General features: G+C 54.7%; 24 protein-coding genes, 1 tRNA gene and 1 rRNA gene. 14 read left to right on the top strand and 12 right to left on the bottom strand.

Annotated elements, in window-relative coordinates; genetic code table 11:
• Both JXO50_08690 and JXO50_08685 read left to right on the top strand, forming a co-directional pair.
• Positions 1-1659: a GldG family protein gene (locus tag JXO50_08690; GenBank protein MBN2333167.1), complete on the top strand. Its 1659-nt coding sequence runs from the start codon at positions 1-3 to the stop codon at positions 1657-1659.
• A gap of 36 nt (positions 1660-1695) precedes the next feature.
• The gene (locus JXO50_08685) at positions 1696-2271 is read left to right on the top strand and encodes a DUF4340 domain-containing protein (GenBank protein ID MBN2333166.1); all 576 of its coding nucleotides are present in this window, start codon (positions 1696-1698) and stop codon (positions 2269-2271) included.
• Between the two features lie 49 nt (positions 2272-2320).
• Here JXO50_08685 and JXO50_08680 read toward each other — a convergent pair whose 3' ends face one another.
• The 5 genes from JXO50_08680 to JXO50_08660 form a co-directional block, all read right to left on the bottom strand.
• Positions 2321-3019, bottom strand: a complete 699-nt coding sequence (locus JXO50_08680; protein MBN2333165.1) for a sulfite exporter TauE/SafE family protein — start codon at positions 3017-3019, stop codon at positions 2321-2323.
• Entirely contained in the window at positions 3016-3501 is a 486-nt protein-coding gene (locus tag JXO50_08675; GenBank protein MBN2333164.1) for a hypothetical protein, read from the bottom strand. Before JXO50_08675 ends, JXO50_08680 begins: the two co-directional genes overlap by 4 nt.
• A 58-nt stretch (positions 3502-3559) precedes the next feature.
• A complete protein-coding gene (locus JXO50_08670; GenBank protein ID MBN2333163.1) occupies positions 3560-3793 on the bottom strand; it encodes a TM0996/MTH895 family glutaredoxin-like protein in 234 nt (77 codons plus the stop codon).
• 13 nt (positions 3794-3806) lie between these two features.
• Positions 3807-5105, bottom strand: a complete 1299-nt coding sequence (locus JXO50_08665; GenBank protein ID MBN2333162.1) for a permease — start codon at positions 5103-5105, stop codon at positions 3807-3809.
• Between the two features lie 84 nt (positions 5106-5189).
• Complete coding sequence (locus tag JXO50_08660) at positions 5190-5504, bottom strand: helix-turn-helix transcriptional regulator (GenBank protein MBN2333161.1); 315 nt, start codon at positions 5502-5504, stop codon at positions 5190-5192.
• A 237-nt stretch (positions 5505-5741) separates the two neighbouring features.
• Between JXO50_08660 and arfB the strand changes: the two genes are divergently transcribed.
• The 3 genes from arfB (at position 5742) to JXO50_08645 (ending at position 7112) form a co-directional block, all read left to right on the top strand.
• Positions 5742-6155 (top strand): aminoacyl-tRNA hydrolase, encoded by a 414-nt coding sequence (arfB, locus tag JXO50_08655; protein MBN2333160.1) that lies wholly within the window; start codon positions 5742-5744, stop codon positions 6153-6155.
• A 400-nt stretch (positions 6156-6555) separates the two neighbouring features.
• Positions 6556-6891, top strand: coding sequence for a hypothetical protein (locus JXO50_08650; GenBank protein ID MBN2333159.1), 336 nt, complete (start codon positions 6556-6558; stop codon positions 6889-6891).
• 77 nt (positions 6892-6968) lie between these two features.
• Positions 6969-7112: a hypothetical protein gene (locus tag JXO50_08645; GenBank protein ID MBN2333158.1), complete on the top strand. Its 144-nt coding sequence runs from the start codon at positions 6969-6971 to the stop codon at positions 7110-7112.
• 105 nt (positions 7113-7217) lie between these two features.
• On the opposite strand, the gene JXO50_08640 is transcribed toward JXO50_08645, so the two are convergent.
• The 5 genes from JXO50_08640 to JXO50_08620 all read right to left on the bottom strand — a co-directional run bounded on the left by JXO50_08640 (position 7218) and on the right by JXO50_08620 (position 9849).
• Positions 7218-7427: a TOBE domain-containing protein gene (locus JXO50_08640; protein MBN2333157.1), complete on the bottom strand. Its 210-nt coding sequence runs from the start codon at positions 7425-7427 to the stop codon at positions 7218-7220.
• 609 nt (positions 7428-8036) lie between these two features.
• Positions 8037-8342: an antibiotic biosynthesis monooxygenase gene (locus JXO50_08635; protein ID MBN2333156.1), complete on the bottom strand. Its 306-nt coding sequence runs from the start codon at positions 8340-8342 to the stop codon at positions 8037-8039.
• A gap of 380 nt (positions 8343-8722) precedes the next feature.
• A tRNA-Leu gene (locus JXO50_08630) sits at positions 8723-8809 on the bottom strand.
• Between the two features lie 103 nt (positions 8810-8912).
• Positions 8913-9323, bottom strand: a complete 411-nt coding sequence (locus JXO50_08625; GenBank protein ID MBN2333155.1) for a hypothetical protein — start codon at positions 9321-9323, stop codon at positions 8913-8915.
• On the bottom strand, positions 9316-9849 hold the full coding sequence (locus JXO50_08620) for a nitroreductase family protein (protein MBN2333154.1): 534 nt from the start codon (positions 9847-9849) through the stop codon (positions 9316-9318). Before JXO50_08620 ends, JXO50_08625 begins: the two co-directional genes overlap by 8 nt.
• 210 nt (positions 9850-10059) lie before the next feature.
• Between JXO50_08620 and JXO50_08615 the strand changes: the two genes are divergently transcribed.
• From JXO50_08615 to rfbD, 3 genes are all read left to right on the top strand, one after another.
• Positions 10060-11370 (top strand): replication-associated recombination protein A, encoded by a 1311-nt coding sequence (locus tag JXO50_08615; protein ID MBN2333153.1) that lies wholly within the window; start codon positions 10060-10062, stop codon positions 11368-11370.
• 1 nt (position 11371) lies between these two features.
• The gene (uvrC, locus tag JXO50_08610; protein ID MBN2333152.1) at positions 11372-13189 is read left to right on the top strand and encodes an excinuclease ABC subunit UvrC; all 1818 of its coding nucleotides are present in this window, start codon (positions 11372-11374) and stop codon (positions 13187-13189) included.
• Positions 13190-13292: 103 nt separating this feature from the next.
• Positions 13293-14156, top strand: coding sequence for a dTDP-4-dehydrorhamnose reductase (gene rfbD, locus JXO50_08605; GenBank protein ID MBN2333151.1), 864 nt, complete (start codon positions 13293-13295; stop codon positions 14154-14156).
• Between the two features lie 193 nt (positions 14157-14349).
• On the opposite strand, the gene JXO50_08600 is transcribed toward rfbD, so the two are convergent.
• Positions 14350-15177 carry a carbon-nitrogen family hydrolase gene (locus JXO50_08600; GenBank protein MBN2333150.1) on the bottom strand — a complete coding sequence of 276 codons (828 nt, stop codon included), beginning with the start codon at positions 15175-15177 and terminating at the stop codon, positions 14350-14352.
• Entirely contained in the window at positions 15165-15467 is a 303-nt protein-coding gene (locus tag JXO50_08595) for an MTH1187 family thiamine-binding protein (GenBank protein ID MBN2333149.1), read from the bottom strand. The genes JXO50_08600 and JXO50_08595 overlap by 13 nt, the downstream gene beginning before the upstream one ends.
• A 202-nt stretch (positions 15468-15669) precedes the next feature.
• Here JXO50_08595 and JXO50_08590 point away from each other — a divergent pair, with 202 nt between their 5' ends.
• From JXO50_08590 to JXO50_08565, 6 genes are all read left to right on the top strand, one after another.
• Entirely contained in the window at positions 15670-16230 is a 561-nt protein-coding gene (locus JXO50_08590) for a GNAT family N-acetyltransferase (GenBank protein ID MBN2333148.1), read from the top strand.
• A 94-nt stretch (positions 16231-16324) separates the two neighbouring features.
• A complete protein-coding gene (locus JXO50_08585) occupies positions 16325-17884 on the top strand; it encodes a PAS domain S-box protein (GenBank protein MBN2333147.1) in 1560 nt (519 codons plus the stop codon).
• A 272-nt stretch (positions 17885-18156) separates the two neighbouring features.
• Positions 18157-20262: an anaerobic ribonucleoside-triphosphate reductase gene (nrdD, locus tag JXO50_08580; protein ID MBN2333146.1), complete on the top strand. Its 2106-nt coding sequence runs from the start codon at positions 18157-18159 to the stop codon at positions 20260-20262.
• A gap of 33 nt (positions 20263-20295) precedes the next feature.
• Positions 20296-20550, top strand: a complete 255-nt coding sequence (locus JXO50_08575; GenBank protein MBN2333145.1) for a thioredoxin family protein — start codon at positions 20296-20298, stop codon at positions 20548-20550.
• A gap of 34 nt (positions 20551-20584) precedes the next feature.
• The gene (locus JXO50_08570) at positions 20585-21292 is read left to right on the top strand and encodes an anaerobic ribonucleoside-triphosphate reductase activating protein (protein MBN2333144.1); all 708 of its coding nucleotides are present in this window, start codon (positions 20585-20587) and stop codon (positions 21290-21292) included.
• 367 nt (positions 21293-21659) lie between these two features.
• Positions 21660-22051: ribosomal RNA gene (locus tag JXO50_08565) — 16S ribosomal RNA — on the top strand; the annotation flags it as partial.

The following is a 22051-nucleotide window of genomic DNA, read 5'->3' as shown; positions in this document are numbered from 1 at the left end:
ATGGATATGAAAAGAAGATATGGCGTCAATGCCTTCATTGCCCTGCTGGCCCTGGCGGGGATTCTGGTGTTTGTCAACCTGATCTCTCAGCGGTATTATCAGCGCTACGATCTCAGTGACGGGCAGATCTACACGGTGCCCTCCTATACCCGGGAACTGCTGGCAAGCCTCGAAGATCCGCTCCAAGTCAAAGTCTATTTTTCCACCGAGCTGCCCTTTCCCTACAGCGACTACCGCCGCTATATTGCCGAAAAGCTGGAGGAATACCAGGTGTTCACCGGCAGTCGCCTGCGTTATGAGTTTGTCGACCCTGACCTGGACCCCGAACTGAAGAAGCAGATGCAGATGATCGGCATCCCGCAGATTCAGCTGACCGATGTATCCAGCAATAAACTGGAGGTGAAAAACTGCTACCTGGGGATGGCGTTCTACTACCAGGACAAAAACGAGGTGATTCCCTACGTCCAGAAGACCGAGGACCTGGATTATAAGTTTACCAGCCTGATGAAAAAACTGACAGCCGAACGGCAGCCGCGGGTGGCCATTGCCAGCGGCAATATTCCGCGGGCCAGAAGAGAACTGAGCCAGCTTATCCAGGCCCTGGAACAGCAGCATACGGTGGAATTTCTTGATCTTGCCGAGGAGAAAACCCTGGGCGAGCCGGCCGATGCCCTGGTGGTGCTGGCGCCGGAAAAGAAGCTGACGCCCTGGCAACTGCTGCTCATTGATCGCTATGTTATGGCCGGCAAAGGGGTGGCCTTTTTCGCCAGTCCTCTGGAGACCAATCTGCAGGTGATGGCCGCCTGGCGCAACCAGGAAAATAATCTCAACGACCTGCTGCAGGCTTATGGCGTGCGGATCAACACCGACCTGCTGATGGATGCCCGCAATGAGCGGATTACTGTCCAGAGCCGCCAGGGGCAGTTCATGGTTTCAAACCTGGTCAACTATCCCCTCTTCCCCAGCCTCGTCGATGTGAACCATGATCAGGTGATGGTTTCCGACTTTCAGAATCTTCATTTCCCCTTTGTCAGCACGGTGGAGCAAGTGGATGGCGCTGCCGGAGAGTTTACCTGGCTGGTCCGTTCATCGGCGCAGAGTAAACTGCAGACCAAGGAGTTTTCCATTGACCCCTATACCCAGCCTGATGTCTCCGGCTTTCATGAAGGCCCCTATGTGGTGGCCGCGGCGGTAACCGGTGAGCTGAAGAGTTACTTTGCCGACCGGCCGCTGCCTGTGGCGCCGCCGGCGGGGAAAGAGGAATCTGCGGTAGCGGAAGAGGACCTGAAAACTGTCGAAACAGCCAAAGCGAAAACGGCCCCCGAAGAGCTGCAAAAAAACCTGGTCGCCGCCACCGGTCAAGGCCGCATCCTGGTGGTCGGTTGCAGCAGCTTCATGAAAGATGATTATCTCGACGGGCTGATGGCCTCTTTCTTCTTCAATGCTGTCGACTGGCTGCTGCAGGATCAGGGACTGATCGGCATCCGCTCCCGAGGGCTCGGAAGTCGGCCCTTGACCGAGATTGATCCCCTCTGGCAGCAGATGGTGGCCTATGCCAATATTCTCCTGGTGCCGCTGCTGCTGATTATCATCGGCCTGATCCGCTGGCGCTGGCGGTGGCAGCGGATCAAACGCCGGGTGGAACGCCTCCTCCAGTGAGGCTGCCGGATTGCGAAACAGGAGAAGGTGGAGATCATGAAAAGTAAAAATATGCTGCTGGTGGTGGTCCTTTTGCTGGCTGCTGGCGCGGTTTACTGGTTTGCATTCCATGGCGGCAGCCGTGGCGGCGACCGCGGCAGACAGCCGTATGCCGCTTTTGGCCAGGAAGACTGGCAAAAACTTGAGGTGGCGGCACCGGAGAAGGAGCTGGTAGTGCTGGTCCGGCAGGATGGCCGCTGGCAGCTGGCCGGTCAGCCTGACTGTCAGGTGAAAGAGGAGCTGGTGACCGGTATGATTGTCGCCCTGCAGGGGCTGGAGTTGAGTGACCTGGTTACTGACGACCGCGAAAAAGCACCCCTCTATCATGTTGACGAGGAAAAGGGAACGGTCATCCGCGGCGAAACGACAGCGGGACCGGTGGGCCTGGTGGTGGGTAAGGTGGCGGCGGATTTTCTCCATACCTACGTCCGCCGGCTGGATGGCCCGCAAGTCTATCGGATCAACGGTCTGTTCGGTCACCTGTTTGCCCGCCAACCGGAAGACTACTGCCAAGCTGCCGAAGAGAAGCAGGAACAGCCGCCGGCGGCAGAGAGTGAACTGGAGACCAAGTAAGGAGGCCGCCCTGTTTATGTGCGCCTGATCGGCCAGTTGTTGCAACTGTTCAGGTGGAGGCGAAAGCCGCGAAATTGTAGATGAGGCAGTAGTAGATTCCCACCGCCAGGAAGATGAGGCCGGTAAGCCGCCGGGCCCAGCGCTCGAAGACGGTCAGCCGGTTGAAAAACCTGCCCACCGAATGGGTGCTCCCTGCGATCAGGATTGCAAAGATCAACACCGGCAGGCCGGTCCCCAGCCCGTAGAGGGAAGGGATCATGATGCTGGACTCGAACCGCAGGGCCAGGGGCAGCAAACTGCCGAAAAAAAGCGCCGCCGACACCGGACAGAAGGAGAGGGCAAAGACGATGCCCAGCAGTCCGGCTCCTCCCAGGCCCCAGTGCTCTCCCACCCGCTGCAGCCGGCTGCCGATTCCCAGGCCGGGGAGGGCAGATAGGACAGCGCCCAGCAGCACCAGGCCGGTGATCAGCAGGACGGGGCCGAGCAGCTGATTCATGTATTTCTGCAGAAAATGGGAAACCCCGGGAGCCGACAGCAGGCTGGCAACCAGCAGCGCCCCCAGCAGCACATAGGCCGCTACCCGGCCGGCCGCATAGACAATGCCGCTCATCCAGACCCTGGCAGGACTGCCGACGTGCCTGGCGATGAACGATATGGCGGCAACATTGGTGGCCAGGGGGCAGGGACTGATGGAGGTGATGATTCCCAGCCAGAGCGCAGTCACCATGCCGGTGAGCAGTTCAGTCATGGCTGTTTTTCGTCCATGAAGTTCCTGGTTCGCAGCTGAACATACTCCTTGAACGCTGCTTGGTTGCGGACCATGGTCCAGATCCGGTCAAGATTCTGCCACCGCGTCTGCCGGCCGTCAACCATGTTTACCAGGACAACGGCGCGATTGGTGAGCTTGAACTCCTTGACGAAATGTTCGTGTTCCCGCTGGTCGGTATTCACCGGCCGCCACACCAGCAGGCCGCTTGACAACTCCTTGGCAAAATGCTCCTGCAGGGCTTCAAGGGTATAGGACTCGATCTTGCGGCAGGTGGAGCAGCGCCGGTTGCCGTGGAAATAATAGGCGATAATCGTGTTGGTTGTCCGGCTTGCAGAAGGCGATTTGACCGTCAAGGGATTGTCGGTTTCAGCGGCGGCAGTTTTTGCCAAGTGTATTACACCTGCTCCCGCCAGAAAGATTACCAATGCCGCAACTGTCAGGATAATGCTGGTCTTTCTCATCTGTATTTCTCCAGATTGAACATGGTATCATTATCTCCTCTGTGTTACCGACAGGCCATTAAGCAAGCAGCTTGGTGATTGCCTCGGGTGACAGAACCTTGCCGGACGATTTTACTTCCCCATTTACCGCCAGCGCCGGGGTCATCATGACGCCGAAGCTGACGATTTCGCCGATGTCCGTCACCTTCACCAGCTCATAGTCAAGCCCGAGAGTGTTGGCGGCAGTCTGGGCGTTTTCAGCCAGCTGCTGGCACTTTTTGCAGCCGGTGCCGAGAATCTGAATTTTTTTCATTGTCTCCTCCAGGTTAAAAAAAAGTTCCATAGATCATGCCGGAAATGGTCGCCATGACCACCACCAGCGTTACAAAGACCACTGTTTTTTGCGTCCCCATGGCGCTGCGGATGACCAGCATGTTGGGCAGCGACAGCGCCGGCCCGGCCAGCAGCAAAGCCAGGGCTGGCCCTTTGCCCATGCCGTTGCCGATCAGCCCCTGCAGGATCGGGACTTCGGTCAGGGTGGCAAAATACATGAATGCGCCGGCAAAGGAGGCGAAGAAATTGGCCGACAATGAATTGCCGCCCACCGCCGAACTGACCCAGGCTGCGGGAACCAGGCCTTCATGATTGGGACGGCCAAGGAGGGCGCCGGCGATCAGGACGCCGAACAACAACAGCGGCAGGATCTGTTTAGCAAACCCCCATGCCTGGCTGAACCATTCACCGGTCTCATCCTCGCGTCTGCTGATGATTGCTGAAAGACCGAGGACGCCGGCGACGAAGGGAATCATGGGCTGAGCCGGAAACATCACCAGGGCGGCAATCGCCGGGCTGGCGCCAATGAACATCTGCCAGGGTTTGATGCCGAACCAGGTCACCAGGATGATCGCCAGGGCCAGGGAGCAGCCACCCGTCAGCAGCCATTTGTAGGTAAAGAGCAGATACCACAGGCCGCCGGCGGCCGTCGACCGGCCCCAGTTGGCGAACACCAGAATGCCCACCATGGCGGCGAAGAACAGGCCGTTCTGCCACAATGGCCGGCTGACCTCCGGTTCCGGCATCGCCATCTGCAGTGTTGCTTTTTCCAGCTCTTCCCGGCGGAAGATGAGGTGCATCGCCAGGCCGATGATAATACTGAAGAGGATCGCCCCCACTGCCCGGGCAATGCCCATCTGGTAGCCCAGGACCCGGGCCGTCAGGACAATGGAAAGAATATTGACTGCCGGTCCGGCGTAGAGAAAGGCGGTTGCCGGCCCGAGGCCGGCGCCCATGCGGTAGATGCCGACAAACAGGGGTAGGACGGTGCATGAGCAGACTGCCAGGACGGTTCCCGATACTGACGCGACGCCATAGGCGAGTACCTTGTTGGCCCGGGCCCCCAGGTATTTCATCACCGACGCCTGGCTGAGAAAAACGGCAATCGCCCCAGCGATGAAAAAGGCCGGCACCAAGCACAGGATAACGTGTTCCCGAGCATACCATTTGACCAGGTGCAGCGCTTCCATCATTGCTTGGTCAAAGCGCGGCGTGCCAAGGGGCAGGTAGAAACAAGCCAGAAAAACGGCAACAATTGCTGCCAGCGACTTCAATTCCTGTTTCCAGTCCATGTTTTAGTTCCCTATAGAGAAATAGACCAATTTCGATGACTAATTGGCCTATTAGCCAATTAGGTGAGGAAAAAAAGAGTTTGTTTACCTTTTTAGCTGGTCACTACCGGCCGACAGGCCGGCGGCTGTCTGCACGCAGGTGAAAAATTCTATGATGCAGGGGGTTTTCAACGAATAGAACACCTGCAGACCCCGTTTTTCATCATCAACAATGCCGGCGTTTTTGAGAACCGATAAATGGCGGGAGACGGTGGAGGTGTCGGCGCCGATCATTTCAGTCAGCTTGCAGACGCACTGCTCCGTTTTGGCTAGCTCATCGATGATAAACAGCCGGGTAGGGTGGGCCAGGGCTTTGAAAACCGCTGCCCTTTGCTTAAGATCTGGATTGTTAACAATCATCGTTAGAACGTCCGTTTTGGTTCATGTTGCATTCTGATTCTAGTGCCGACAGTCTGTTTTAAGGATATGTATTACTATTTGGCAATATAGACAAATAGTTTCCCGATGTCAAGGACAATGTGGCAGAAAAATTCATGTTTGATGGGCTGCTGGTTCTGCCTATGCCTTGACAATTGCCCGCCGCTGCTCCATACATGATGGTAAACAGGCAGGGACTGAAAGGTGGAGACACACGTCATGGTGCAGCTTGCCAACGGTATAACCATCCCCGAGGACGAGATCGAGATCCGGGCAATCCGCGCCCAGGGAGCCGGCGGGCAGAATGTCAACAAGGTTTCGTCGGCCGTCCACCTTCGGTTTGCCATTGTCCCTTCCTCGCTGCCGGAGTTCTACAAAGAGCGGTTGCTGCAGCTGAAGGACAGCCGGATTACCAAAGACGGCGTTATTGTCGTCAAGGCCCAGCGGTTTCGCTCCCAGGAGAAAAACCGGGAAGACGCCCTGCTGCGCTTCCAGGCTCTTCTGGAAAAGGCGGCAGTGGTGCCCAAGCGGCGCCGGCCAACGAAACCCACCCGCAGCTCCCGGGAAAAACGGCTGGCTGGCAAAAGCATCCGCTCCCGGGTAAAGGAGTTGCGGGGCAAGGTCGAAGAGTAGACCAGCCACTACCTTGCATCAGTTCCCTTTACAAAAACTGCCAATGTCCGCTTTCATTCTCTTCTGCCATTTTTTTCCTCCATCACCCTGGTAAAGCAGTCATTATTTCCTTTCCGGTGCAACCAGCGTTTATTGCCTGGTCGGGCAAGTCATTGGTGTGATCTTCACGGCGCCGGCTTCATTACAGATATGTATTATTCGTCTGGATTGTTAGTGGATTGGTTACATGGTGAATGGGTGGATCATTCTTGGAAGGAGACGGCTGTCATTCCTAACCCTTGATAACTATTGTATTTCTCAGTTAAAAGCTCGGAAATCATGATGGTGGCATGGAACTTGATAGACTATACAGCAGAGCAGAGGCAAAGGGTGCCCTAAAAGACAGTGGGAGGTGAAAGGCATGAACAGGACGATATCATGGTTGACGGTTGCATGGATTGCCGCATTCGTGTGCCTGTTTGCCTGGCCGGCAGCTGCCGATCAGGACCCCGGTCAGCTGGTGCTGAACACTGCCGTTGCCGCCGAGGCAGGTGATCAGGAAGGCTGCGCAGCTGAGGAAAACAATGGCCGGCAGCGACTGGCGCTTGATGCTGAAAAGCTGCAAGCTGTATGTTTCTATGGGCTTGGTCCGCTCAACAGTCGGCCGGAATGTGAGGTTCCCATGGTTTCATGCCGGGAAGACCTGCTAGTCGATGGCTTGGAAGTGAGTTTGGTTTCCATTGTGGTGCGCTGGTAGGGGGACTTATGTCAATCCATTATCTTTCTGCTGTTCTTGGTATTGTTCATACTTAAACGTAAAACAGGAGGTGCAACGTGAAAAAAGTTATTATCATGATGTGTATCATTGGCTTTGCAGCATTAATAACGGTTCCTGCTTTTGCCGGCGGCGACAAAAATCATGGCAGCAAGGGAAAAGGATCAGTGGTTCGGAATCAGAAGTGGGTTAATAAGCAATAGCTTGCATGATTGCTACAGACTATGGCAGTAAATGACAAGAGGCTGAAACCTTTGTGGATTTCAGCCTCTTGTCATCTTTTCCCTCTATGATTATCGGTAATGTGGTTATTCCGTGCCGATCATCACATTTGACGCTTTGACAACCAGATATGCTTCCTTGCCGACCGCAAGGCCAAGATTCTCACACGATTTTTTCGTTATTATCGAGGTCATTTCCAGTCCTGGAGCAACTTCGACGTCCACTTCCACATTAACCGCACCAATTTCAATTGCCTTAATGGTTCCCTTGATAACATTCCGTGCGCTCAATTTCATCGTATCCCCCCCCTTTGTCTAGTCCTGTGCAGGCTGCAGAATGATTCAGCAGCCTATAGGCTCGTCTTTCCCATTGAGTTCCAAAACCTTCTGAAAGATAATTACACCTGTAATATACACAATCTAACACAGCTTTATTTCTCTGTCAAAATCATGAGGTTCGACAAAAGGGCAATCCCTGCTGGCAATGGTTGAAATATTGCGAAGGTTTTTGGCTATTTCAGGCTTGGTTGATAAACGTCAGAATGGTCGTGGAAGGATAAGTTGTCTGGAAACATGTGTGTTGCTGAAAAAAAGAAAGTTTGAAACCCCAAGGTTTTAGAGTTTTATCGTTAGATGGTGTGGATGAGGGGGCAGGTAGTTGCTGTAAGCAGTTAAAATAGAAATATTTTGTAAGGTAAGACACCGATTTTCTGCCGATGTTTGCACCCTCTATGCATCCAACCATTGAATCGGTAAAGAAGTTCTAGCCCTGTGAATGCAAATAATTGCAGAACATTTTAACCCTGAGAGGTGGATAAAAATAAGATATTGTACTATCAATCTCAACCACAAGGCCAGACCACAAATTTAACCTTCATCGTACATTTGCCAACCAGAAATAACTGATTACACTTCCTTCAGCACTTTAATTGACGTTTTATCAACGATGTTCCTAACTGCTTCTTTATACGCAATCATGTGCGGGGCTGTCAGGTGGGTCTGCAAAGCCTCTAAACTTTCCCATTTCTCGATGATCGTGACAATATTTTTGTTCATCTCCTGGACAGGTAAACCTGTAGGCAGATCAATGGTTGGAGCATAGGCCAAACATCCCTTCTCTTGCAAAACCTTGGGAACATTAGCTTTGAAGATTTTCAGGAATTCGGACAATCTACCCTCTTTAATCTGGATCGACGCAATTACATCTATCATTGTTGGGATTCCTTTCCTTGTTTTAATAAGAAGATGCCTTCTGCCCACCTCAAACTTCCAGTCAGGCAGTGAAACTAAAGATCGATCGTTAACCAGTGGATGGTTTGGTGGTTTTTGGGCAAAGAACTTGACTAATGAAGATGCAAGCCGCTTGTTCTTTGTTCGGAGTGATTTCTTTAGTTCTGCCTTGGGGAAGTATTGAGCTACATCAGAAGGGATGCGAAGACAGAAATAGCAGTATCCATTACTTCTGACCTGCAAGTGTTTGCCCCTGGGCATAAAAAAAGCCTCCTCAATCTGTGTACCAAATTGGTACACAAATCATTGAGAAAGGCTTGATTTAAGGAAAAAACTCTTTTTATCAAGAGGTTATCGTTCGATGGTGCCGAAGGGGGGACTCGAACCCCCACGAGCGTTAGCCCACCACCCCCTCAAGATGGCGTGTCTACCAGTTCCACCACTTCGGCATGTAGGGCCGTTCATAAACTATCCGGTTGATCTTTGTCAATATTTTTCTCCGGTCGGCAAGCCAGGGTTTGTGGGTTGTTTTTAGCTGTGACAAAAAAGGCTTTAGATGCTGGCGTCGAATAAGGTTCCCATGCCGCTGATTGCCTCCAGTACCAGTTTCTGCAGCCGCTCGGGGGAGTGCAGGAAGCGTTCGCTCATCAGCTGGCAGAGCTGCTGGTTGGTGCTGCAGTCATAGGCCCGCAGCTGATAACCGCCGGGGACTTCCAAGAAGGTGAAGTTAATCTCTCTGCCCTGTTCTCTCAGGTGATGGCTGAGCTGGTCCAGCAGGCGAATGATCTCTTGGTAGAGTTCGCGCCGGGAGAGAATGGATGATGATTTTCCCCGGGAACCGCGGGAGTTGAGGCGCCGGCTGACGATTTTGCTGCGCCCTCGCTCAGCCAAGGTGGTGGCCGGCGAAGCGGAAGCCGGAGTGACCTGGAAATAGCCTGATTTGAGCAGCGAGTCTTCAGCCATCGCAGGGATCCCGGTAGAGGATCAAATCAGCCAATGGTTTGCGAACAGCCGGCTTTGGCTGATAGTCAGGGGCCGGGTGGCCGACGGCCACTACCGCCATCAGTTCATACTGAGCCGGCAATTGGAGCAGCTCGACCACCTGCGGTCCGTTTTTGAGGATCTCCCCCAGCCAGACCGCCCCCAGCTGGAGACTGTGGGCTGCCAGAAGGATATTCTGCAGGCAGGCGCCCACCGACTGAATATCTTTTTCCCGGTGGTAGAGGGAGGTGGTGTCCAGCAGGACGACCACCAGGACCGGCGCACTGGTGATAATCGCCTGGTAGTTGGTCAGCTGAGCGAATTTGGTTTTCAATTCCTGCTGCCTGACCACGGCAAACCGCCAGGGCTGGTTGTTGAGACCTGAGGGTGACAACCGTCCGGCTTCCAGCAGAATGTCGATCTGCTGGTCGGAAACCGTTTGCTGAGCGAATCTGCGGACGCTGCGCCGCTGGGCGATTGTCTGAAGTACCTGGTTGTTTTCCGCCATGCCGGCCTCCGAAAAGCTGAGGTTGTTAAAGGTACTGATCATGGTTGACTTTCGATCATCAGATTAGCGGCTCAAGAGCGGCAAGTCAAGGGTAAAGCGGCAGTTGTCAGGGTGCCATTAGCGGTTGCCTTCCCGACAGCTTTGTGGAATAATCGTTGTAAAAGTGCTCCGTTGTTAGCTTTTGCAAACGTCAATCCACAGGTTTCTTCCATGGCTGATAGTATTACACAGCAGCATGAATCGCTGGCACCCCTGGCCCATCGGGCCCGGCCCCGGACCTTTGATGAGTTGGTGGGACAGCGTCACCTCCTTGGTCCGGGGGGGATTATCCGCCGCTTCTTTGAGGCCGGGCAATTGCCCTCGATGATCTTCTGGGGCGGCCCCGGCTGCGGCAAGACAACTCTGGCCATGGTATTGGCCCGCAGCGTCGGGGCTGATTTCTACCATCTGTCGGCGGTGACTGCCGGGGTCGGCGACATCAAGAAAATCAGCGCCCAGGCTCGGGAAAACCTCCAGGAAGGCCGTAAGACCGTCCTCTTTCTCGATGAAATTCACCGTTTCAACCGGGCGCAGCAGGATATTCTTCTGGGGCCGGTTGAGGAGGGGGTGCTGATCCTCTTGGGGGCGACCACCGAAAACCCCTCATTTTCCGTTATCACCCCCCTGCTGTCACGATCCCGGGTTATTGTCCTCAAACCACTCACTGATGACGACCTCGAAACTGTTCTGCAGCGCGGCCTGGCGCTGCTGGCGACGGAAGCGGACTATTCGCTGGTGGTGGCCGATGATGTACTGCCCACCCTGGCTGCCTACGCCCAGGGGGATGCCAGGCGGGCTTTGAATTTGTTGGAAACCGTGGTGCTCCATCGAGAAAGCCGTGACCAGGCCATAACCTGGGACGAGGTGCAGCCGTTTCTGGCGGACCGCTACCTGACCTATGATAAAAGCGGTGAGGAGCACTACAACCATATCTCCGCTTTCATCAAGAGCATGCGGGCCGGCGACCCTGATGCGGTGTTGTACTGGCTTGGCCGAATGCTTGAAGCTGGCGAGGATCCCCTCTACTGCGCCCGCCGGATGATCCGCTTTGCCAGCGAGGATATCGGCAACGCCGCTCCCCAGGCATTGCAGATGGCCATCAATGCCCGGCAGGCTTACGAGGTGCTGGGGTCGCCGGAGGGTGAGTTGTCGCTGATGCAGGCGGCGGTCTACCTGGCAGTCTCACCTAAAAGTGATGCCATCTATCTGGCGGTGAAACGGGTGCGGCGGGAGATTGAGCAGACTGGTTCGCTGCCGGTTCCCCTTCAGGTTCGCAATGCGCCCACCAAGCTGATGAAAAAGCTTGACTACGGCAAGGGTTATGTCAATCCTCATCGGGCTGCCGAGAGCGGCGGGCCGCTGCTGGAATGTCTGCCGGAGGGGCTGCGGGAGCGGCATTTTTACCGGCCGGGCCGGCAGGGATTTGAGGAAACGATCACCGCCCGTTTGCAGGAGCGGCTGGCAAGGAAAAAAGCTCGCTGAGATGAATTCCCTGCAGGAAACAATCACCGCTTTGCCCTTGTCCCCCGGCGTCTACCTGATGAAGGGTGCGGGCGGTGAGGTGATATATGTCGGCAAGGCGGTGGCGCTGAAGAAAAGGGTGCAGTCCTATTTTTCCGGGTCGCGGAAGCCGGCCAAGGTCAGAGCCCTGGTGCAGCGGGTCCATGATCTGGAGGTGATCGTCACTGCCAGCGAACTAGATGCCCTGATCCTCGAAAACAACCTGATCAAGAAATACCGGCCCACTTACAACGTTGATCTCAAGGATGACAAGAACTATCCCTACGTGCGTCTTGATGTGGGGCATTCCTATCCCCGGCTGGAAATAGTCCGCCGGCGGCGGCGGGACGGGGCCCTGTATTTTGGTCCCTACCCGTCGGCCGGTGCCTTGCGCCAGACGCTGGCTGTGCTGCAAAAACACTTTCGCCTGCGCCGCTGTGCCAACCGTCAGTTCGGCAACCGCTCACGGCCCTGTCTCAATCACCAGATGAACCTCTGCCAAGCACCTTGCTGCCGACAGGTTGACCAGCAGCAGTACCGTCGGCAGGTTGACCAAGCTGTGTTGTTCCTCAAGGGCAAGGGACCGCAGGTGGTTGCCGGGCTGGAAAAAGAGATGTCCGCATTGGCCGCCGGCCAGCGTTTTGAAGAGGCTGCCCGGGTGCGGGATACCATTCTGGCCCTGCGACAGGTCATGATGAGCCAGAAAATCGACAGCGGTGCCGGCGAGGATTTGGATGTTATCGGCATTGCCGGTGACGAGGAACAGGGGTTTGCCGTCTACCTGCTTCGTATCCGCCAGGGAAATGTGGTTGGCGGCCGGCCCTTTGCCTTTTTTCGCTTTGCCGGCTACCGCAGGGAGCTGATCGCCGCCTTTGTCCAGCGCTACTACCATGAAGATCGGGTGCCACCGCCGACAATTCTGGTGCCCCAGGGTGCTGATCGGCAGGAACTGCTGGAACAGTGGCTTTCCACCTTGCGGGGCCGCGGCGTCAGGCTCCAGGTGCCGGTGCGCGGCCGCAAAGCCGGACTGCTGGCCATGGCGTCTGAAAACGCCCAAACATTTTTCCGTCAGCAGCATCAAACATCAACGGACATGCAGCAGGTGTTGGCAGGACTGGGCCGCAAAGTGGGACTGCAGAAAGAGCTGGAGATCATTGAGTGTATTGATATCTCCAATTTCCAGGATCGTTTTCCGGTAGCCAGCCTGGTGACCTTTGTCAACGGCCGGCCCTGCAAGGACGCCTATCGCCGCTACCGGCTTGACCATATCCCCGGCCCCGATGACTATGCCATGATGCGGGCGGTCATCGACCGGCGCTTTGCGCCGTCGGCGGAGACGGCAAAACCAGATCTGCTGTTGATTGACGGTGGCAAAGGTCAGTTGTCGGTGGTTTCCCAGGCCCTTGACCGGCTGGGGGTCACCATGCCGGTGGTGGCGATTGCCAAAGGACGCGACGACCTGGGGCGAAAATCACGGTCGGCGGCGGACAGCTTTTTTTTGCCGGGCCGCAAAAATCCCCTGGTTCTGCATCCCCATTCGGGAGCCTACCTGCTGCTGCAGCAAATTCGCGATGAAGCCCACCGGTTTGCCATCAGCTACCATCGGCAGTGCAGTCGAAAGCAGCTTACTGACACTGCCCTGCTGGAGATTCCCGGCATCGGTGCCGTAAGGGCCCGCCGACTGCTGGAAACCTTTGGCAGCTTTAAGGGAGTCGCTGCGGCGGAGCGTGATGCCCTGGAGGCCTGCAGTTTTCTCGACCGGTCCACCGCCGACCGGGTTTTTCAGTATTTCAGGGGGTAGTTTGTAAGGTTGTTTTGCGTTGGCCAATGGTGTAACGTAGGGACGTGTCCTTTTCAGACTTTGTGTGGGTCTTCAAAAACATCTTTTCAGGAAGGAATCAATTATGTCGGATACCATTGTAGTTACCGGCGCCAACGGTATGCTGGGCCGGGCGATTGTCGGACTGCTGTCCATGACCCCGGGTGAACATGAGGTTGTTGCCCTCGGTCATGCAGAGCTTGATATTACCGATGATCAGCGGGTGCTGGCGGAGATCGGTCGGCTTAAGCCAGCGGCGATCATCAACTGTGCTGCTTATACGAAGGTTGATGAGGCCGAACAGGAACATCATCTGGCCTTGGCGGTCAACTCCCGTGGGGTCAGAAACTTGGCGCTGGCAGCCCAGCAGAATCATTCCTTTATTTGTCATTTCAGCTCTGATTATATTTTCGATGGCAAAAAGGGGGAGCCCTATCGGGAGTGGGATGAACATTGGCCGCTGAATTATTACGGTATGTCAAAACAGGGCGGCGAAGAGATGCTGGCCAGTATCTGGGATGGTCATCTGATTATCCGAACCAGCTGGCTTTATGGTCCGGGCGGTAAAAATTTTGTTGATACGGTGCGGCAGAAGCTGGCAGCAGGGGAAAGCCTGTCGGTGGTTAATGACCAGTTTGGTGCCCCCACCTATGTCGGTGACCTGGCCGCTGCTGCCGTCTATCTTGTTGATCTTCGGGCGCGAGGCAAATACCATTACAGTAATGATGCCGGCGCCGCGGGTGTCAGCTGGTATGAGGTGGCCCGCGAGATTGCTGGGATTCTGGGTTATGATGCAGCCCTGATCAAGCCGGTGACCACCGCCCAGATCGAGCAGGCGGCTTTGCGGCCGGTCCGTTCGGTGCTCGGGCTCAACAAGGTCAAGGAGCTAATTCCCTCCTTGGTGCGTCCGTGGCAGGAGGCTCTGCGGGATTATCTTACCCTGAGGTAAGAAGCTTATCAGGGCTGGTTGTAAACTATTTTGGGCTCCTGGTGAATGCCTGGGCGGTGATTCGCGGCGGATGCCTCAGAGCCGGCCGGGAATGGCCGGCAAGAATGAGCGGGAGCCAGGTCCGGATGGCGTCAGAGAGGGTCTCTCTTTTTCGCATTTGGATTTTAGGTGTGGTCCGGGAAGGGCCGATTTTTCAGATTTTCCCAGTAGAGAATTCCTGTTGGTAGGCGTCCGGGCAGCGGTCGGCGTAGATGTTGATCAGTTTGCGTACCGCGGCCAGGCGGCTGAAATTGAGGGTGCAGGTGAAGACACCCTGTTTCCTGGGGGCTTGCAGCAGCCGTTCTCCCCACGGGTCATGGATTGACGAGAGCCCGGGAAATTGGTGCTCCGCTCCCTTGCCGATCCGGTTGCAGGCGGCGACAAAAAACTGGTTTTCAATGGCGCGGGCTCGGAGCAGCGCCTGCCAGTGGCGGGCGCGGTTGGTGGGCCACTGGGCGCAGACCAGGAGCAGCTGGCTGCCGGCCAGGGCCAGGGTGCGGCTCAGTTCAGGAAACCTAAGATCGTAGCAGGTGATCAGCCCTACCGGGATATCCTTGATGCGGGTCATGACCGGCGTGTCGCCGGGAGTAAAATAGTCCGGTTCATCCATCAGTGAAAAGAGATGAATTTTCCGGTAGCGGGCGGCAATATTTCCGTTTTGGTTGATCAGGAGGAAGGTATTGTAAAAATGGTTGCCGTCCTGTTCGAGCATGGTGCCGCCGATGGCGGCCTGACGTTGGCTGGCGATTTCCTGCAGGCGGGCCAGCAGAGGCTCCGAAGAGGCGGCCAGCCGAGGAAAGTGGGGAAAATCGTAGCCGGTGCTCCACATCTCCGGCAGCAGGATGAGATCGGTGGGCTCCCGGAGGTCGCGACCGATGAGCTTGACCGCTTGGCTGAGATTGCGGTACGGCTTCCCCAGTGAAACGTTCATCTGGACCAGAGAAACCGTCAGCCGTTGTGGTCTGCCGGCTAGGGTTGACATTGTTTTTCTACCGCCGCAATTTTGCCGCCGATGCTCAACGGCTTGTCCAGCCGTTCATCCAGCTTGATGGTGGTGGCCACCCGCTTGGCGCCCATGGCCAGCGGCAGGTGATGGAGTCTGCCGGCCAGGTCAAGGAGTTCGCTGACCGAACCAACGACGATGGTGCCCATGGCCGTCAACTGGTGTTCCAGTCCTGATTGCCTGATTTCCTGCAGGCAGGCAGCCACATAAGTGCTGACTCCCGGGGTTGAGGTTCCCAGAGGAACGACACTGATTTCCATCATGGCCATGGCCGTACTCCGTTGCTTTGGAATTATTGTTCTTGTATCGCTATAGCGGAATTTTTGCTGGTTGTAAACTTTTGTTGACAATGGTAGGTCTCTTTTATTATGGAATAAGATCATCGATATTGCTGGTTGAAGAGGTGAGGCTCTGCTCTTTGGCTGGGGAGTTGATGGTCTGTTGATTATCGCTGAGCAGGTGGAGGAATAAATGAATCTGAAAGTATACCGCAAATTTGTAAATACCAGCAATCGGCGACGGATTCTCATCCGGCCCATGGTTGCTGATGACCGTAACGCGGTGGTTGACATGTTCAAGCAGGCCAGCGACGATGATCTCCGTTTCCTTTATGAAGATGTGAGAGATGAAACTCTCGTTGCTTCATGGTTTGAAAGCCTAGATTATGATCGAGTTTTACCCCTGTTAGCCCTGCACAATAATACGCTGATCGGCGATGCCACCTTGCACCGGCATACGGGGGGGGGGCGCCATACCGGCGAATTGCGCATTTTCCTGACCCGTGATTTTCGAGGTGTCGGCTTGGGCTCACTGCTGCTTAAGGAGCTGATCCAGATTGCCGGCGCACTGGGATTGCGCTACCTTCTCGCCCGGGTGGTTTCGGAGCAGGTTTCCGTAGTCAAGGCGTTCCGGAAACTGGGATTTAAACGCCAGGCTGAACTGGATGATTTTTTTATGGAAAGCGACGGTACACTCCATGATGTTTCCATGATGATCTATTCGTTGGCCGGCGAACAGGAATATACCTTTTAGACTATTTCATCCGGCAACCAAAAATTTTCTGCAGTAATACAGCCGGCTTCCGGATGAGCACCATCGCACCTCCCCAATAATGGTAAGAGGCTGTATGCTGTTGCCCGACCAGCCCACTTCCCCCGAGATCGCGGCCAGGTTGCATGACATTCTCAGCAGGCACCGTGACGATCTTATTGGCCATTCGCTGCAGGCCGTCTGCACACGAATTCCGGCGTATCGCCAGCGTGACCAGGAGGATGTCAGGGACAGTTTTGCCCAATGCTACCATGCCTTCCTTGACGTACTCTCCACAGGATCCTTTGTTTCCCTCGAAGCCTATATCTCCCGGATGGTACAGCAACGCAGTGCCGAGGATGTCAGGCTTGCGGTTATCCAGGGAGCGTTCCTGGTTTTTTGTGAAGTGGCATTTCCCGTGCTGGTGGAGGAACTGGCCGGTGACTACCGCTTGGTGGTTGCCTGTCTAAACCATATTTTGACGGCTGAAAGCCAAGCGCTGCAGCTCTTTGCCACCAAGTACCAGGATGCTTTGACCGGCCTACTGCAGGAGACGAATACCTCGTTGTCACAGCGCAATGAAGAGCTGCGGCAGCTTTCCGTTTCCCTCGATCGGCGGGTCGCCGAAACTACCCGGGAACTGCAGCATAGCCGGGATTTTCTTTCCGAAATCATTGACAACCTTAATGCCGGCCTGGTTGTTGTTGATCGGCAGCTGCAGATTAAAGTGTTTAATCAGGTGATGGCAAAGATCACCGGTATTCCCGGTGATGAAGCATTGGGCCAGCGGGTGGATAAACTGCTGTTTTCTGAGGCCGGGGTGTCGTTCGCCTACTGTAAGGAGCAGCTACAAGCTTATGGGATGATTGAAAGCCTGAAGGTTCAGGACCGGGAATCTCCCGACGGTCCGCCGCGCTATTTCAGAATCAAGATGGGAAAATGGCTCGGCAAGCAAGATGATCTCCAGGGCTATATCATCCTGGTGAATGATATTACTGATCGTGAGGTGCTGCTCCATTCGCTCTCCTGTTATGTCAGTCCGAAAGTGGCCGAGGGTGTGCTGGCAGCTAAAGATCCCATCAGGCTGGCCGGGTCACGCCAGCTGCTCACCGTCCTGTTTGCTGATCTGCGCAGCTTTTCATTCCAGACCAAACTGGTTGATCCTGAACAGATGGTCGAGCTCCTCAATGCCTATTTCAGCATCATGGTGGAGGTGGTGTCCCGCTACGAAGGGACGCTGGATAAATTCATCGGCGACTGCGTCATGGCCCTGTTCGGGGCACCGGTCACCATCGCCGATGATGCCATGAAAGCCGTTCAGTGTGCCGTCGATATGCAGGCGGAGGTCAACCGCTACAGTCGCCAGCAGCGGGATGCCGGCAATCCCTACCTGTACCTGGGGATTGGCATTAATCGCGGAGAGGCGTTGGTGGGCAATATCGGTTCTCCTCTGAGGATGGATTATACCGCCATCGGCGATACGGTCAATCTGGCTTCCCGGCTGCAGGAATTTGCCCGGGGTGGTGAAATCCTGGTGAGCGATGCCGTCTACCAGTGCGTGAAGGAGACATTCCAGGTCAAATCGCTGGCTCCCGGAGTGATCAAGGGGGTGAACTCCCGAGTGCCGATCTATGGGATTGAGGGCTATCGTTTCTGAATTTTCGGTGTACCATTTTCTTCGCTGCTGGCCAGCTTCCAAGCCTCTTTCCGCGGTTTTTCATGCCCCCTCTTTTTTACTGTCAGCCTTTTTTCTATGGGTTAGCCAGGATTTTTCTCGAGAGAATGCTTTCCCGGCTGGTGGTGTAAAAACAGCTTGACAGCCACTATATGGCATAGTACCTACTGTGGTATTATACAAGATATAGTGTTCTTGTCATGTTGTTTAACTCTTTATTTTGTTTGGTTTTTTTGTTTTTTGAAAGGAACGTGATGGCGCGGAAAGCCCAATTGAATCTGGTGCATGATGGAGAGGACAGGCTGCGGGAAACCACTGATATGGCACTATTCCATGTCCGGACTTCATCGGAAGATATTACCGCCTGGGACCGGCGGCGGATTACCGAGGCGCTCATGCGGGAAACCGGTCTTGAGCAGCAAGTGGCCGACAAGGTCAGCAAGGCGGTCGAGGAAACGGTTTTTGCCGCCAAGCTAAAATTCATCTCCGCTCCCCTTATCCGTGAGCTGGTGGATGCCAAGTTGATTGAAATGGGGCTTGAAGAGGCCCGCGTCAAGCATACCCGGCTGGGGATGCCACTCTACGATGTGGAGCAGCTGATTGTCAGTCCCAATAAGGAAAATGCCAATATGCCTCATGGGCCGGAGGCAACCAACCTGACCCTGGCGGAAAATATTAAAAAGGAGTACGCCCTGTTGCAGGTGTTCGATCCGGAGGTAGGTGACGCCCACATGCGGGGTGATCTTCATTTGCATGATCTGGGTTTTATCGATCGGCCCTACTGCAGCGGGCAGTCGCTGGAGTACATCAAGAAGTTTGGTCTGAATCTGCCCAATGCTCTGGCCATTGCCAGGCCCGCCAGGCATCCAGAGGTGTTGCTGGCCCATATGCTGAAGTTTTCCGCCGCCCTGCAGGGAAATTTTGCCGGGGCGATCGGCTGGGACGCAGTCAATCTGTTTTTTGCCCCTTATCTGGTGGACCTCAGTGACCAGGAAGTCTACCAATTGGCCCAGATGATGATTTTTGAGTTTTCCCAGCAGGCAGTGGCCCGAGGCGGCCAGGCGATTTTCAGTGATCTGAACCTCTACTGGGAGGTTCCCAAGCATTTTGTCAATGTGCCGGCCATCGGTCCGGGCGGCGAGTTCACCGGTAAAACCTACGGGGACTATGCCACGGAAGCGCAGCGTTTTATCTGGGCTCTGTTCGAGGTGTATCGCCAAGGCGATGGGTCGGGTCGGCCGTTCTTCTTTCCCAAGCCGCTGGTTCATATTACCGAAAAGTTTTTTGCCACCGAGGGTCATGAGCGGTTTTTAGCGCATATCTGTGATGTGGCGGCGGTTATGGGGAATACGTACTTTGTTTTCGACCGGGGCGAGACGGCGAAGATTTCCGAATGCTGCCGGTTGAGTTTCAAACTTGATGAGAACGATCTAGAGGATGCCAAACAGCCGTGGAAGATGCGCTATTCGGCATTGCAGAACGTGACGTTGAATCTGCCCCGTCTGGGTTATAAAGCTGGTGGTGATGATACCCGCCTATTGACCTTGTTGAGCGGGGTGATGGGGTTGGCCGTTAAAGCCCACCAGCAGAAACGGGCCTTTATTGAACGGTTGCTCTCCTTTGGTGAGCAGGGGCCGCTGGGCCTGTTGACCATGAACCGGGATGGGACGGCCTACCTGCGCATGCACCGGGTTTCCTATCTGATCGGTATGGTGGGCCTCAATGAACTGGTGCAGATTCATCTCGGTCAACAGATGCATGAGTCCAAAAAAGCCTTTAAGTTTGGCTTAAAAATTATTTCCCACATGAAAATCATGACTGAAAAGCTGAGCCGTCAGCATGGCATGCACTTTGTGCTGGAGCAGACGCCGGCGGAAAGCACTGCCTATCGCTTTGCCCGGCTTGATCTGAAGTACCATGCGCCCCATTCAGGGGTGGTCGTTAAGGGGGATGTTTCAACTGGAGAGGTGTATTATACCAACTCAACCTATGTGAATGTCGCCAGCCAGATGAACCCTTTGGAGCGGGTTGAGCTTGAGGGGCGTTTTCACCCCTTGGTGGAGGCCGGCGCCCTGACCCATATCTGGCTGGGAGAGTCTCGTCCGGACAGCGGCTCCCTGGCCAACCTGGTTGAAAAGATTTTCCGTCGGACGATGAATGACCAGGTGGCCTTTTCGCCTGAATTTACGGCGTGCAATGCCTGTAGCAAAACCGCCCGGGGGCTGGCGGCTGCCTGTCCTTACTGCGGCTCGGAGGACGTGGATGGTATTACCCGGATAACCGGTTATTTTACCAGAATCTCCAGCTGGAACAAGGGTAAGCTGGGTGAATTGCATGATCGTCATCGAAGCTTGTGCTGATGGCTTGGTGGTTTGTTGTCGTGGGCTGATAGGGTGAAAACTATACGGATCTTTCTGAAAAGTGATTGTCCCCGATGTCCGGCGGCAAAGGTGCTGGGCAATGTTTTGTCCGGACAGGGGTACGAGGTTAATCTGTATGATGTTGATACTGTTGATGGCCTGGCCGAGGCCGCCTATTATGGGGTGCTGGCGACGCCGACTGTTCTGCTCACCGACGGCGACGATGACCAGTTGGCCGCTTGGCGGGGTATGGTGCCCCCCGAGGATGAGGTGAAGACATTTCTCTAGCGGCTTCTCCCTGATGAACTGCGCAGGATCGGGCATGCAGATCAAGGGTTTTATTGAAAGTTCGTGTTCAGACTGGCCGGGACAGGTTGTCGCGGTTCTTTTTTTGCCAGGCTGCAACTTCCGCTGTCCCTATTGCCACAACCAGCAGCTGGTTCTCAGCCCCGGACAGTGTGAGACCTTTGATCAGGATCAGGTTTTTGCGCAGCTGGCAGCCATGAGGTGCTGGCTTGACGGTGTCTGCATATCAGGAGGTGAGCCGACGCTCCACTATGGTCTGGCAGACCTGTGCGGCCGGATCAAGCAAGCCGGCTTCCGTTGTAAGGTGGATACCAATGGTTCGCAGCCGGCGGTACTTGCATCGTTGCTGGCGGCAAACCTGCTGGATTTTGTTGCTATGGATATCAAAGCGCCGCTGTTGTCTGACATCTACCGGCGGTGTGCCGGGGTCGAGGAGGTGGATCTGGCGGCAATCAAGCAAAGCATGACTCTCCTGCGGGCGTCGGGCATCGACTACCAGTTTCGTACCACGTATCATCCGTTCCTGCTCAGTGATGATGCGCTGATGGATATCTGCAGATTAATTCACCCTGGTGAAGAATTTGTCCTGCAGCAGGCCCGCACGCAAGGGGCTCTCGATCCTGGTTTTTCCCGGCAATCAGAGATGACAGATGAACAATTTCAACAGGTTAATGCAGCTGTGCGACAGATGTTGGAAAAAAAAGCCAGTCATAAAAAAAAGTAGGGAAAAAGGTGTTGACAAAGCCATTCAATCGAGATATAAGTCGCATCCTTTGCAGCACAGGACAGTCTTTAGCACTCCTTGCTGCCGTTCTTCATCGGTCGAAAATAATTTAAAAAAAGTGCTTGACAAAAGAGAGGAAGCGATATAAAACCGCCTCTCTTCTGTTGCAGGTTTCGGCAGAAAGAAGTTGACAAGCGGTTGCAGATTGGTTAATATGATTGTTACCGTTTTTGCTCTTTGCAAAAGTCTTGATCTTTGAAAACTGAATAGGATCGCTATTACGTTTGTTTTCGGGTTAGTACAATATTTATTGTATGAAAACTTTTCGGGAAACCGGAAAGTCCGTTAAATTAAAAGAGTTTTGATTAAACTGAAGAGTTTGATCCTGGCTCAGAACGAACGCTGGCGGCGTGCTTAACACATGCAAGTCATACGGGAAAGCTTACTTCGGTGAGCGAGTACAGTGGCGCACGGGTGAGTAACACGTGGGTAACCTACCCTCCGAACCGGGATAACATTTCGAAAGAGGTGCTAAGACCGGATACGTCCTTCGCTTCTTCGGCGGCGAAGGGGAAAAATGGCCTCTGCTTGCAAGCTATTATCGGTGGATGGGCCCGCGGGCCATTAGTTTGTTGGTAGGGTAACGGCCTACCAAGACGACGATGGCTAGCTGGTCTGAGAGGATGATCAGCCACACTGGAACTGGAACACGGTCCAGACTCCTACGGGAGGCAGCAGTGGGGAATATTGCGCAATGGG

Origin of the sequence: Candidatus Anaeroferrophillus wilburensis (genome assembly GCA_016934315.1) — a bacterium.
Taxonomy (GTDB): domain Bacteria; phylum Desulfobacterota; class Anaeroferrophillalia; order Anaeroferrophillales; family Anaeroferrophillaceae; genus Anaeroferrophillus; species Anaeroferrophillus wilburensis.
Note: the sequence above shows the minus strand (reverse complement) of the source record. Positions and strands in the feature narration are given on the sequence as shown.